At 28.7% G+C, this 13,747-nt stretch carries 12 protein-coding genes and 3 pseudogenes; 6 read left to right on the forward strand and 9 right to left on the reverse strand.

The features are described 5' to 3' along the window. Positions 1 to 51: 51 nt before the first annotated feature. The 5 genes and pseudogenes from FBF06_RS08595 to FBF06_RS08610 all read right to left on the reverse strand — a co-directional run. Positions 52 to 435: a carboxymuconolactone decarboxylase family protein gene (locus tag FBF06_RS08595; RefSeq protein ID WP_002867865.1), complete on the reverse strand. Its 384-nt coding sequence runs from the start codon at positions 433 to 435 to the stop codon at positions 52 to 54. Continuing rightward, entirely contained in the window at positions 392 to 514 is a 123-nt protein-coding gene (locus tag FBF06_RS10065; protein ID WP_002867864.1) for a hypothetical protein, read from the reverse strand. The genes FBF06_RS08595 and FBF06_RS10065 overlap by 44 nt, the downstream gene beginning before the upstream one ends. A 107-nt stretch (positions 515 to 621) precedes the next feature. After that, entirely contained in the window at positions 622 to 1,041 is a 420-nt protein-coding gene (locus FBF06_RS08600; protein WP_002901921.1) for a cupin domain-containing protein, read from the reverse strand. 57 nt (positions 1,042 to 1,098) lie between these two features. After that, on the reverse strand, positions 1,099 to 2,274 hold the full coding sequence (locus FBF06_RS08605; protein ID WP_002924228.1) for an MFS transporter: 1,176 nt from the start codon (positions 2,272 to 2,274) through the stop codon (positions 1,099 to 1,101). A 175-nt stretch (positions 2,275 to 2,449) separates the two neighbouring features. Next, positions 2,450 to 3,019: pseudogene (locus tag FBF06_RS08610) on the reverse strand (NAD(P)-dependent oxidoreductase); the annotation flags it as partial. Between FBF06_RS08610 and FBF06_RS08615 the strand changes: the two are divergent. The 5 genes and pseudogenes from FBF06_RS08615 to acr3 all read left to right on the forward strand — a co-directional run. Continuing rightward, positions 3,018 to 3,122, forward strand: a pseudogene (locus FBF06_RS08615) (winged helix-turn-helix transcriptional regulator); the annotation flags it as partial. The pseudogenes FBF06_RS08610 and FBF06_RS08615 overlap by 2 nt on opposite strands. A gap of 109 nt (positions 3,123 to 3,231) precedes the next feature. Then, positions 3,232 to 4,179, forward strand: coding sequence for an organoarsenical efflux permease ArsP (gene arsP / locus FBF06_RS08620; protein ID WP_002867862.1), 948 nt, complete (start codon positions 3,232 to 3,234; stop codon positions 4,177 to 4,179). Between the two features lie 9 nt (positions 4,180 to 4,188). Next, positions 4,189 to 4,506 (forward strand): metalloregulator ArsR/SmtB family transcription factor, encoded by a 318-nt coding sequence (locus FBF06_RS08625; RefSeq protein WP_002858914.1) that lies wholly within the window; start codon positions 4,189 to 4,191, stop codon positions 4,504 to 4,506. After that, entirely contained in the window at positions 4,503 to 4,925 is a 423-nt protein-coding gene (locus FBF06_RS08630) for a low molecular weight phosphatase family protein (RefSeq protein WP_002787630.1), read from the forward strand. The genes FBF06_RS08625 and FBF06_RS08630 overlap by 4 nt, the downstream gene beginning before the upstream one ends. After that, complete coding sequence (gene acr3, locus FBF06_RS08635; protein WP_002858915.1) at positions 4,919 to 5,962, forward strand: arsenite efflux transporter Acr3; 1,044 nt, start codon at positions 4,919 to 4,921, stop codon at positions 5,960 to 5,962. The genes FBF06_RS08630 and acr3 overlap by 7 nt, the downstream gene beginning before the upstream one ends. Here acr3 and FBF06_RS08640 read toward each other — a convergent pair. Further along, a pseudogene (locus FBF06_RS08640) lies at positions 5,957 to 6,385 on the reverse strand (MerR family transcriptional regulator). The gene acr3 and the pseudogene FBF06_RS08640 sit on opposite strands and share 6 nt — an antisense overlap. A 78-nt stretch (positions 6,386 to 6,463) precedes the next feature. Here FBF06_RS08640 and FBF06_RS08645 point away from each other — a divergent pair. Next, the gene (locus FBF06_RS08645; protein ID WP_168977650.1) at positions 6,464 to 8,452 is read left to right on the forward strand and encodes a methyl-accepting chemotaxis protein; all 1,989 of its coding nucleotides are present in this window, start codon (positions 6,464 to 6,466) and stop codon (positions 8,450 to 8,452) included. A 41-nt stretch (positions 8,453 to 8,493) separates the two neighbouring features. On the opposite strand, the gene FBF06_RS08650 is transcribed toward FBF06_RS08645, so the two are convergent. Genes FBF06_RS08650 through FBF06_RS08660 form a run of 3 tightly spaced genes read right to left on the reverse strand, consistent with a single transcriptional unit; the run spans position 8,494 to position 13,747 of the window. Continuing rightward, positions 8,494 to 10,860 carry a paralyzed flagella protein PflA gene (locus FBF06_RS08650; protein ID WP_002934701.1) on the reverse strand — a complete coding sequence of 789 codons (2,367 nt, stop codon included), beginning with the start codon at positions 10,858 to 10,860 and terminating at the stop codon, positions 8,494 to 8,496. 21 nt (positions 10,861 to 10,881) lie between these two features. Beyond that, positions 10,882 to 12,270 (reverse strand): NADH-quinone oxidoreductase subunit N, encoded by a 1,389-nt coding sequence (locus tag FBF06_RS08655; protein WP_032584474.1) that lies wholly within the window; start codon positions 12,268 to 12,270, stop codon positions 10,882 to 10,884. Next, the gene (locus tag FBF06_RS08660; protein WP_002882849.1) at positions 12,260 to 13,747 is read right to left on the reverse strand and encodes an NADH-quinone oxidoreductase subunit M; all 1,488 of its coding nucleotides are present in this window, start codon (positions 13,745 to 13,747) and stop codon (positions 12,260 to 12,262) included. The genes FBF06_RS08655 and FBF06_RS08660 overlap by 11 nt, the downstream gene beginning before the upstream one ends.

Here is a 13,747-nt window from a genome sequence, read left to right on the forward strand (position 1 = left end):
TTACAAATAACTTCTAAGCTCAATTTACAATAAATATTTATTGCTTGCATTCTACTTTTTAATATCATCAAGCAAATTTAGGGCATTTAAAGCTTTTGGATAACCGATATATGGAATAAGAGCTGCAATGATATTTAGCAAATCTTTTCTACTTTGCCCCATGTTAAGATTGCCTTGTATGTGAGCTTTTACTTGATTGTCTAGCCCACCAAGTGAGATAAGATATACAAGGGTTAAAAGCTCCCTAGTTTTTAGATCAAGCCCCATGCGTGTATAGTAGTCTCCAAAACAATTCGCACTCAAAAAATCATTTATAAAAGCTTTATCTTCTGGGGTAGATTCTATCATTTTAGTGATATTAGCTTCACCAAAAATAGTATTTTGTATTTCCCTACCTTTTATTTTGCGATTTTCTTGCGTAGTAGTGTCTTTCATCACTTGCAAAAAGTTGATCCTTTTTTACTTCTCCTAAGAGTTTTTCAAAATTTTCTCTTGCTTTTTGTCTTAATTGCATGGTTTTATCCTTTGTGATTTTTAAAGTTTATAAAAAAGAGCATTTAAAATACTCCAAAAAAACATAAAAGTTTTTATAAAATTTTTATGTTTTATTTACAAATTTCTTTACTCTCTTGCTTCTTTTAAGGCATTTTCATATTCTTCATCGCTAACAAGCTCAAGCCATTCTACATTTTTACCCTCTTTCTCGCCTGTAAGTGCTATGTGTGCTCCACTACTTGTATTAGTTGCACCATGAAAATGCTTTACTCCTATAGGACAGCTTATGACATCGCCTTTTTTAGCTATAAAGGCTTTTTGGCCTGGAACTTTTGTGATGATTTCACCCTCTGTTACGATTAAGGTTTGTCCTTGAGGATGAGTATGGCATGCACTTCTAGCACTGACTTCAAATTCAACTAAAGCCCCACTAAAATTTCTCCACTCATTTGATTTAAACATCATAGAAACTTTTACATTTTTGCTAAAAAATTTACTATCACCTTTAAAACTTCCATGAATTCCTGCTTTTTCTAATTCTTGCATTTTACCTCATTTTTTAGTATTATAAAACATGAGAGCTACTCTAAGTCAAGTAAAAATTTAAAATCTTAATTTCATTTTTTCTATCCTACTTCTTACAAAAATCATGATAATTCCTAAAATCAACAAAACAATAGTATTTACGATAATATAACGCGTATCGCTCAAAGAAATCACAAGTCCACAAATAGCAGTTCCGGTGCTTAATCCTATATTGGCCACGCTTATAAAAAGTCCATTGCTAAAATTAGCAGCCTTTGGAAAGGGATAACTTATCATAAAATGCGTGCCGTTATTCATCACACCTGCTAAAATTCCTAATATAAAGGCAAATATTATAAGTATAATTTCACTATAAAAACTAAAAAGTAAAATATAAAATCCTATCATAATTAAAGGTGTTAAAATCAAAGTAAAATTTGCGTTTTTAACAAGGGTCTTTCCGGCTATATAATTGCCTATAATATTTGAAAAACCATAAATAGCCAATACAATACTAATTAAAGTAAAATTCATCTTTCCTACACTATGTAAGAAATCAGAAAAATAAGAGTAAAAACCCCAAATTCCAGCATTTATACAAATAACACAAAGTATGCTAATCCATAAAAGTGGGTATCTTAAAATAAGCAATTGTTTGCTTATTTTTACAGAATTTACTTTTTTAAAATCAGGAACAAAAAATAAAGTTGCTATAAAAGATAAGGTATTTAAAAATACAAAAAATAACATTGCCATTTTAAAACTAAAATTTCCACCAAAATAACTAGTCATAGGTACACCCAAAACCATTCCAGCACTAACTGCTGCAAAAATCTTAGCTGTAGCTTTTGGAATTTCTTTCTTATCTTCGACCAAATTTGCAACCATACTTAGAGCAAGAGCTATATAAATAGGATGAAAAAAAGCAGGAATAGCTCTTAAAATAAGCAATTGCCAAAATTCACTCACAAAAGCAGAAGTTAACGAGCTTAAGATAAACACAGCTAAACAAATAAGCATAAGTTTTTTAGGATTGAAATTTGCACAAAGCAGGGGGACAATAGGGGCGCAAAAAGTTATCACGAGTGCAAAAATACTCGCACACCAACCCGCATCTGAAATACTTACACTGAAATTTTGAGAAACAATAGGAATTATACCCATCATCCCTAGTTCTGTGCTCAAAATCCCAAATACCCCTAAACAAAATACTAGAATAATTTGAGTACTTGAAGCTTTATTTAAATTTTTCATTTTATCCTTTCAATTAATATTTTTAAAAGTATAAAAGATGAGAGTAGGTCTAAGTCAATAACCTAAAATAAAAATATTTATCTATATTAAATAAAATCTTTAGAAAAATTTGAAACTTCAAAATAAGCATTTAAAAGAAATAAAAGATGCCTTAAAAGCATAAGGCATCTTTTATTTATAGGCTTATTACTCCAATGCGTGTGTTTTCATAGCAAGAATTAAGCACTATGTCTATCATAGCACTAGCATAATCACTATAGCTGATTTTACTTTCATTGTTGGCATTAATTTCAAATTTTTCACCTATGATTTTATAATGATTGGTTTTTGGAAGTTCTGGTGAAAAATAGCAGATGTGCTCACATATACCCATTTAAAGCCTTTTTCATTACGTAAAAATTTCCAATACTTCTGCACTTGCTTTAGCTATATCCAAATACTCTTTAAGAAAATCAGGTATATCCATAAGTCTTGTAGTATGATTTTCATCCATATACAAACTTCCAATACCCCATATAACAAATAATTTAGCCTTGCTTCCTTGCAAAATTTTACTCAAGCATTCTATGTGCTTTTTATGTAAGCTTAATTTTTCCCATTCTCCAAAAGCGTCGATAATAATATCAAAATCTATCAGATCTTTAAAATCAAGCGCAAAAAGATCTTTTTGCGCTATTTTAGCTTGAGGTAAAAATTCATTCATTTTAGAGTTATTGCGTATAAAACATACTGGTTCTAAATTTCTGATCAAACGCAAAGTTTACGCAGAAATTCCTCCAATAGTTGAATACTTACTTATATCTTTAGGCAATAGTTTAGAATCCATCTTAAAAAGTCTTGAGAATTAGGGAAATAGCTATAAAATATCGTTTAAGAAACAAATTAATATATCAATATATATTGATATATTAATTTATATATGTTATATTTTTGGAAATATTTTTAAAAGGATAAAAAATGCAGTCTTTTTTAAATACTTTCAAAGAGTTTTTATATCTATTTACTGAGCTTTCTGTACTTTTTATAGCTATTTCTTTTTTAGTTTCTATTATCAATCAAAAATACGAAGGAATTTTTAAAAAACAACTTGCTGGTGATAAAATTTCAAGTTATTTTAAAGCTATATTTTTAGGTGCTTTAACGCCATTTTGTTCCTGTTCTACCATACCGCTTTTAAGAGCTTTTTTGGAAGCGAAAGTAAAACTTAGCGTAGCTTTAGCTTATCTTTTTACTTCACCTCTTATTAATCCTATCATTTTTTCCATGCTTTTTATAACTTTTGGTTTAAAGTTAAGTTTGACTTATGTGGTTTTTTTAGTATTTTTGATATTTATTGTTTCTTTTGTTTTTTCCAAATTTAAGGAAGAGAGTTTTTTAAAACATATCCCTAAAAATACAAAATCAAATATTTTTACCCAAACCACTCACAATCCTAGCAATTTTATTTTTAAACAAAAATCATGCTGTGCAAATACTCAAGATAAGCCTAAAAATATAACGATAAACTATAAAGAATTATTCAAAGAAAGTTTGAAAAATTATAAAAAATTATTACCCTATATCGTTGTGGCAGTTTTTATCGGTGCTTTTATTCATGGTTTCATTCCTCAAGAAATTTTACAAAAATACCTAAATGGGAATGAAATTTTAAGCATTGTATTAGCGGCTTTTTTAGGAATTTTCCTTTATTTAAGAGTAGAAACTATTATTCCTATAGGCTTAGCACTTTTGCAAATGGGAATTTCCCAAGGAGTGATTATGAGTTTTTTAATCGCTGGTGCTGGATGTTCTTTACCTGAGCTTATTTTACTCAAACAAATGTTTAAAATAAAATTTTTATTTTTATTTGTTATGATTATTTTAGGCGTGGCTATATCTTTTGGAATTTTTATTAATTTAATTTAAGGAAATAAAATGCAAAAATTTTTAACCATTATTTCAGCAATCAATGATGAAAGTAGGGTTTTGATTTTGCATCATCTTTTAAGATACAAAGAACTTTGTGTTTGTGATCTACAAGAGCTCTTAAACATGGGTCAATCAAGACTTTCAAGACATTTAAAAATTTTAAAAGATGCAGGATTTTTATATGTCAAGCGTAAGGGAACTTGGGCGTATTATGGTATCAACAATGAGCTTTTAAAACTGCATTCTGACCTTTTTGAAAATATTAAAAATCTAGATATTGACAACATAGTTTTAGAACAAAACACTTGCGAGAACGATAAATGAAACTTGCATTTATTTGTATTCACAATAGCTGCCGTTCTCAAATGGCAGAAGCACTAGCTAGGCATAAAGCTGAAAAAATGGGCATAGATATCGAAGTATTTTCCGCAGGAAGCGACACTTCTAAGGGTGTAAATTCACAGGCTATAAGACTTATGCGTGAAATTTATCAAATCGATATGAAAAAGCATTATTCTAAACTCATTGATTCTTTGCCTCAAAATTTAGACATAGTCGTAAGTATGGGTTGTGGCGTGGCTTGTCCTAGCTTAAAATCAAGGTATTATTTTGATTTTGGATTAAAAGATCCTAGCGGAAGTTATGATGATGAATTTAGGAAAATAATTCAAATTTTAGATTATAAAATAACAGCTCTTTTACAAGCCATAAAGACAAATTCTCTTAAGGACTTTACATGTTAGGTTTTATCGATAGATTTCTCACGCTTTGGATATTTTTAGCTATTTTTTTGGGTTTAATTTTAGGTATCATTTTCCCCAATATCGCTTTATTTTGGAATTTATTTGAGTACAAGTCTGTAAATGTAGTATTGACTTTATGTCTTATTTTGATGATGTATCCGCCTTTGGCTAAGGTTGATTATGCAAAGCTTTCAAAGGTATTTGATTCTAAAAAAGTTATCTTGCTTTCTATGATTTTAAATTGGTTTATAGGCCCTTTGCTTATGTTTATCTTAGCTTTTATTTTCTTAAAAGACGAGCCTTTATATATGCAAGGAGTTATCATCATCGGCTTGGCAAGATGTATCGCAATGGTGGTGGTATGGAGCGATTTAGCAAAAGGTGATAGAGAATACACCAGTGCTTTAGTAGCGATGAATAGCATTTTTCAAATTTTATTTTTTTCCACTTTGGCTTATATTTATCTGGATTTTTTACCAAAATTACTAGGTCAAAGCACTTTAGCTACAAGTTTAGATATAGATTTTTCAGCTCTAAGTAAAAATGTTTTGATTTATTTAGGAATTCCTTTTTTAATGGGCTTTATAACAAGAACCCTACTTTTAAAATACAAAAGCAAACGATGGTACGAAAATACCTTTTTACCTAAAATCAGCCCTATAACTCTTATCACCCTGCTAGCAACTATTATCATTATGTGTTCTTACAAAGCAAATGAAGTATTTCACCTGCCTTTAGAAGCTTTAAAAATAGCCTTTGTTTTGACTTTGTATTTTATCTTCATGTTTTTTCTAACTTGGTTTATTTCTAAGAAAAATCATCTTTCTTATCCTAAAACTTGTTCTTTATGCTTTAGTGCTAGTGGAAATAACTTTGAATTAGCTATAATCATTTGTATTGCTACTTTTGGGCTTCACTCAGAACAAGCTTTTGCAAGCATTATAGGCCCCTTAGTAGAAGTTCCTGTACTTATCTTACTTGTAAAATGGGCATTAGGCAAAAGTTTAAATTCTAAAAAAATGAATCAAGCCTCATGATTCTTTACAAAACTTATCGCAAGGTTGATAGTCCTTGCTTTCTGGATTAAACCCATCGACTTCATTTGCAAGCATTTCTTCATAAATTTTTATCTTTTTGCTTAAAACTTTTTCACTTTCTTTTAATGTTTTAATCTGGTTTTGTAATTTTTTCTTTGTTTGCTTTAACATCTCTTGTCTCTCTTTGGCAGTTTTTATACCCAAAGAGCAAAGTTTTATATAATGTTTGATTTGTTCTATTGGCATACCTGAAATTCGAAACCATTCTATCCATTTTGCCCATTCTATATCGCTTTTTGAAAAATATTTCACACTATTTTCATCTTTTTGAACAAAAGGAAACAAACCTTTTTAGCCCAAAATCTTAAAGTATGAGCACTAATTTTTGTTTCTTTTTCTACCTCTTTTCATAGTATAAGCCATATTTTCTCCTTTTTAAAATAAAAATAAAAATTTATTTTTATTTTTTTGTGATAAAATAATAGCCAAATTATTAGTTTTATACTAAAAATAACAAAAATTAAAAGGAAAATAATGAATAGTATTAAAATCAAACTTTCTCTCATTGCAAATTTAATTGCAATTTTTGCCTTAATTGTTCTAGGTATTGTAAGTTTTTATTTTACAAAAACCTCACTATATGAAAGCACTCTTAAAAATCAAACTGATCTACTTAAAGTCACACAATCTACCGTTGAAGATTTCCGTTCCACAAATCAATCTTTTACTAGAGCTTTAGAAAAAGATATCGCGAACTTACCTTATCAATCTTTAATCACTGAAGAAAATATTATTAACAATGTTGGTCCAATATTGAAATATTATCGTCATAGTATAAATGCACTAAATGTTTATTTAGGTTTAAACAATGGAAAAGTTTTACTTAGTCAAAAATCTAATGATGCAAAAATGCCTGAATTACGTGATGATTTAGATATAAAGACAAAAGATTGGTATCAAGAAGCTTTAAAAACAAATGATATTTTTGTTACACCAGCATATTTAGATACAATTTTAAAACAATATGTAATAACGTATTCTAAAGCTATTTATAAAGATGGCAAAATCATAGGAGTACTGGGTGTCGATATACCATCAGAAGATTTGCAAAATTTAGTTGCAAACACTCCTGGAAATACTTTTTTATTTGATCAAAAAAATAAAATATTTGCAGCAACCAATAAAGAATTATTAAATCCATCCATTGATCATTCTCCTGTTCTAAATGCATATAAAGCTCATGGTGATAACAACTTCTTCTCTTATAAGCTAAATAATGAAGAAAGACTTGGAGCTTGTACTAAAGTCTTTGCTTATACAGCTTGTATTACCGAAAGCGCTGATATTATAAATAAACCTATATTTAAAGCTGCATTTATTCAAGCCATTGTTGTCATTATTGTAGTAGTATTTAGCGTCATCCTCCTTTATTTCATCGTATCAAAATACCTCTCCCCACTTGCAGCTATCCAAACAGGTTTAACTTCATTCTTTGATTTTATCAACTATAAAACAAAAAATGTTTCTACTATAGAAGTAAAAAGCAATGATGAATTTGGACAAATCTCAAATGCTATCAATGAAAACATTCTTGCTACTAAAAGAGGCTTAGAACAAGACAATCAAGCCGTTAAAGAATCAGTTCAAACCGTATCAGTTGTAGAAGGTGGTAATTTAACAGCAAGAATTACTGCTAATCCAAGAAACCCACAACTTATTGAACTTAAAAATGTTCTAAATAAACTTCTTGATGTTTTACAAGCTAGAGTAGGTTCTGATATGAATGCTATTCATAAAATTTTTGAAGAATACAAAAGCTTAGACTTTAGAAATAAATTAGAAAATGCTAGCGGTAGTGTAGAATTAACTACTAATGCTTTAGGTGATGAAATAGTTAAAATGCTAAAACAAAGTTCAGACTTTGCTAATGCTTTAGCTAATGAAAGTGGAAAATTACAAACTGCTGTTCAAAGCTTAACCACTTCTTCAAATTCTCAAGCTCAATCTTTAGAAGAAACTGCAGCAGCTTTAGAAGAGATCACTTCTTCTATGCAAAATGTTTCAGTTAAAACTAGTGATGTTATCACTCAATCTGAAGAGATTAAAAATGTTACAGGTATTATAGGTGATATTGCAGATCAAATCAATCTTTTAGCTTTAAATGCAGCTATTGAAGCAGCTCGTGCTGGAGAACATGGTAGAGGCTTTGCAGTGGTAGCTGATGAAGTTAGAAAGTTAGCTGAAAGAACTCAAAAGTCTTTATCAGAAATTGAAGCTAATACTAATTTACTTGTTCAATCTATCAATGATATGGCAGAAAGTATTAAAGAACAAACTGCAGGTATCACTCAAATCAATGATAGCGTAGCTCAAATTGATCAAACTACTAAAGATAATGTTGAAATTGCTAATGAATCAGCTATTATTTCTAGTACAGTAAGTGATATAGCTAATAATATCTTAGAAGATGTTAAGAAGAAGAGGTTTTAATCTTAGATAACTAGCTAAAAAGCTAGTTATCTCTAATTTACTTATTGATTTAAAATTTGATTTTTACTCTTACATAAATTCTGCCAATTTGAAACACCTTTGATTTCAAGACATTGTTTTAAACTTTCTTTTTCAGCTTGTATATTTTGCATTCTTTCATAAGTTAAAGCTTGGATATATAAAGCTCTTGCCTTATCCTCATCTGAAAGTTTTAATTTAAGCAAATCTGTTAAAACAGCTAAACTTTCTTCATTTTTATTGATTTTAGTCAAAGCATCAAGATATATAAATTCTAAATTAGGACTAAAAAGATTTATACCTTTAAAATTTTGATAGTCAATGGCCTTAGGTGCGTAAGTTAAAATAGTTGTTTGCATATTATGATCATTAGCGTAAGAAAGTAAAGCATCATAAGCTTCCACCATACTAAAATTCATTGGAAAACTTTCTAAAATTTGCAAAATTTTAATGGCTTGATTATAGTCATTTAAACGCAATAAAGATAAAAATTGCAAATAATAAGCCTTAAAATTCTCATCATCACTTTTTAAAATTCTAGAATTAGCTATGTCTTTAGAAATTTTAATCACCTGAGGATATTGTTTATTGTCAAAAAGAATAGATGCTTTTTGAAGACCGTAAAATATAGAATCTTCATTATAATTTTTATCTATATAATCAAGTGCTTGTTCAACATTAGAAGTTCTGATAAGACAAGCTAACATTTGTTTTTTATTCTCAATTTTCTGACCTATATCATAAGCACTAAAACGCATAAAAATATTTGCAGCATTGATACAATTATCAGCTTTTATCGCATTTTTTAAATCATTAATGGCTGCTTTCTCTAAAAATTGAGTAGCATTTGGAATTTTTTTACTTTCTATAAGATCTTTATAAGCTAAAATAGCACTAAAATTTCCCTCTTTATAATAAAGTGCAACATCTTCATCTAAAGCTTTATTTGCAATATTCTCATCTTTATTTGCATATTGCTTCATTAAATCTGTATAACGCTGATGCAAAAAGCTTGCATTATTATCACCTAAAGCAAAGAATACCTCATCACTTGCTTTTTTAATTTCATCTAAATACTTACCATCTAAATAATCATCCATATACAAATCAAGGTATTTTTTAGCATCACTAGATCTGTTAGCATGTGATAAAACCAAGGCTAAATCTTTTAAAGTTTCTTCATAACTTGGATCAAGTTTGGACATTTTAGCAAAGGCATCTTCATAAATACTTGCACTTATATCAAATTGTCCCTTTTGATTAAATAATTTAGCAAGTTCTAAAGATCTTGGAATATCTTTTCCAAAATATTCAGGATTGGCTTTTAAAATGGTATTAATATATTCTATAGCTTTATTTACTTGCTCATTTGAAAGCAAATTCTTTGCCAAACTCATAGCTGCTCTTGCAGCTAAATCTAAATTTTTTGTATTAAAATAAGTATTTTCATAAATATTTACAGCTTTTTCTTTTTCATTTAAATTATAAATATAGTCTGCATAATCAAGTTTTGATAACTGAGTAAAATAATTATTAGGTTGTTCATTATCCAAAATCGACATTGTATACTCTACATCAGCACGCTGAGCTAAAGCGATATAAGTTCTTAACATTATATGTAAAACTTCTGAAAAATTTTTATCACTTGTAAAAGTACGCGTCCAATTTTTAGCATCATCAATCATCTTTTCTAAAATTTGTTGATCACGCATGCTTGGATCTTGAGTGTAAAGTTTATTTTGAGCTCTTAATTTATAAAGTATAAATTCACTAGTAAAAATACTGCCACGATATCTATTGATAGCATTTTGTGCATCAATCACCACTTGATTGTAATTAGCCTTATCGTATTCTTTTTTGATGCGTAAATAAGTATTGATATCTGCACTTTGAGGAATAACAACAGGATCAGAATTTAAATCCAAAGCTCCAACATAAGGCAAACTCTCATGTGGAAAATTGATATTAAAATCGAGTCCATCATAGTCTTTAATAGGTGCTAGTTCTGGTGTAAAAATAAAAGTAAAAGCCTTACTTTTATGCGAACTTGATGAACTGAGTTCTTTATCTATATAAATATTTTGAGAAGTGTCAAACATTCTTGCTTGTATTTTTGGCAAAATGATCATTTTAATTTTTTGAGCTTCTTGTATAAATTTTAAATCAAAAGCAGAAAAACTCTGATCTTTTAATTTATTATCAACCATACCTGCAATATCACATTCAAAATGAACTTTTGCTTCGGTAATAAATTTTTGACATGTAAATTCTAAATCATTACTCGCATGTAAAACTGCAAAAGCTTGATTATTTTCGCGACCCGTGTTTAAAACAAGCTCAAAAGCAAAAGCATTTAAAAAACTTAATAAAATTAAAAATAATATTCTCATAAAATAATTATAGCAAAACTCTTATAACATTAACAATATAGCAAAAATGCTTACACAAACACAAAAAGCTAAAATAAAATTTTGTATAAAACTAAACTTAATATTATAAACCCTATCATTTTTCATAAATAAAACATGAATTAAAATCTTTAAATACGCATAAAGCATAATAACAGAAGATAAAGCCACAAAAAGCGCCAAATACCAATATCCATTTAAAATTGCTGTATTTAAAATCATAAATTTACCCCAAAACACTCCAAAAGGCGGGATACCTGCTAAAGAAAGCACACTAATGCTTAAACAAAAAGCAATTAAAGGTTTTTTAACCAAAAGCCCATTTAAACTCTCATAAGAATTATTCTCATAATTACTTAAAATCATAAATACAGCATAATTTGCAAAAGCAAATAAAGTCCAATATCCAAAAATAGCAAGCAAAATTCCATCAAAATTTTGTTCTTTTAATAAAGGAATGCAAGCTATCAAAACCAAAGAAGAATGCACTACAGAACTATAAGCAAACATTTTTTTGATATTGTTTTGACTTAAAGCCGCAAAAGCGCCTATAAGCATAGAAAAAATCGCTAGAACTATTATGATATATTCAAAACCTGTATTATTTAAAAAATCAAACAAACGAATAACCACAACCAACATGGCAACTTTTGGCACAACTGAAATAAAAGCAACCAAATTTGTATGTGCTGCATAATACACATCTTTAAGCCAAAAATGAAAAGGTGCCAAAGAAAGCTTGATTGCACAAAGAACAAAAATCATCACTCCAGCACCCAAAAGCATGGGATCTTTTTGAAACTCATTTTTTAACGCTAAATTAGCAGATAAATCTAAAGTTCCTGTTTTTAAATAAATAAAAGCTACAGCCATAACAAAAAATCCAGCTCCTACAGCCGCTATACTAAAGTATTTTATCGCACTTGAAATAGCATTATCACTTCCACGCATTGCTATTAAAGTATAAAGCGCTAAAGAAGAACTTTCAAGTCCTATAAAAATAAGTACTAAATTTGAGCTTGAAACCATCAAAAGCAAAGATGCAATCATAAATAAAAATAAAGCATAAAATTCACCTTGATTTTCTTCTTTTTGCATTAAAAGATATAAAAATGAAAAACACAAAATCACCAAAGAAGCATAAAATGAAACAATATCATTATTTAAAGTAGCCAAAAAAGCTTTTGCTTCTAAACCTTGAGCATTTGCATTATTTAAAATCAAAAAAGCACTTACAATCAAAGACAAAGAACTTATGCCGATATAAAACGATCGATGAAATTTCCAAAAACCAGAGCAAAGCAAAAGAACTATTGCAGTTGTAATTAAAAATAAAAATGGATAAGATAAGCTTATATTTAAAAGTTCTAAATTTAAAAAATTATTTAACATTTGCCTCTCCTATTTTAGATAAAAAATCTAAAGTATTTTGCTCAACAGCTCTAATATTCATTGTTTTTATAAGATTATCCACATCTTTTTGTATCGGCTTTAAAAGTATATTTGGCATAAGCCCTAGTCCAAAAATCATTACTACAATGCACACAAGCGCTACTATTTCTCTAAAACGTAAAGAAAAACCCTCTATAAAGCTTTGTTTTTGCATGAAAAATATTTTTCTAAATACTGCGAACATATAAATCGCTCCTAAAATAATCACCAAACCTGCCAACAAAGCGTAAAATAAATTAATCTTTGCTATACCTAAAAGAATTAAAAACTCTCCCACAAAAGAAACAGTTAAAGGCAAAGAAACGCTTGCGAGTAAAATTAACATAAAGAAAATTGAAAATAAAGGTGCTTTTTTGGCCAAAGAATGGTAAAAAGAAATATCATAAGTATGATATCTTTGGTATAAAAGTTCAACCATTAAAAATAAAGTTCCTGTTACAATACCGTGTGCAAACATATAAAAAACTGCACCACTAATACCCAAAGCATTTAAAGAAAAAATTCCCAAAATCATCACACCAAGATGTGAAATAGAACTATAAGCAATCAATTCTTTAATATTTTCTGCTCTATAAGCAATTAAAGCATTATAAACGATACTTACTATACATAAAGCTACAATTAAAGGCATAAAATACACACTCGCATCTGGAAAAAGTGGTAAACAAAAAAGTAAAAATCCAAAAGGAGCCATTTTAAAAACTACAAGCATTACAGAAACAAGTATAGGCGAATTTGCATAAACCTTAGGTGCCCAAGTATGAAGTGGAAATAAAGGAGCTTTGATAGCAAAAGCGATAAAAAATGCTCCAAAAAGTAAAAGTTGCTCTGTAAAATTTGCTGCTGAGGCATTATTTTTCCAAATTTCCAAGTCAAAAGTGAAGATATTTAAAAGCTGATAATTTAAATAAGCTTGATAAATCAATGCTACAAGCATTAAAATTGAACCCGCAAAAGCATAGATAAAAAATTTCACCCCTGCTCTAAAATCTTTACCATAAACTCCCATAATATAAAGCAAAGGCAAAAGAGAAAATTCCCAAAAAACATAAAACAACAAACCATCTTTTGCGCTAAAAAGTCCCATAATAGCAAATTCTAAAAAGAATATACAAGATATAAGCGCTTTTTGTTCTAGTTTCAAAAATAAAAAGCTTAAAAATATCATCAAAGAACTTAAAAGCATCAATACAAGTGCAATACTGTCTACTCCTACATGAAAGCTAAAAAATTTCAAAATTTTAAAAGAGAGATTATAATCAAAGCTTACCCCTTGTAAAAAATCCGCAAAAATATCCAAATTTAAAGCCAAAATCATAAAACTTACAACAACGCTAAAAACCTTAACGCCTCCGCGATTTAATAGCAAAACCACAAAAGCAGAAATTAAAGGAAAAAATATCAAATAATTTAGCAT

It is taken from the genome of Campylobacter sp. CFSAN093227 (assembly GCF_012897855.1).
Lineage (GTDB): Bacteria > Campylobacterota > Campylobacteria > Campylobacterales > Campylobacteraceae > Campylobacter_D > Campylobacter_D jejuni.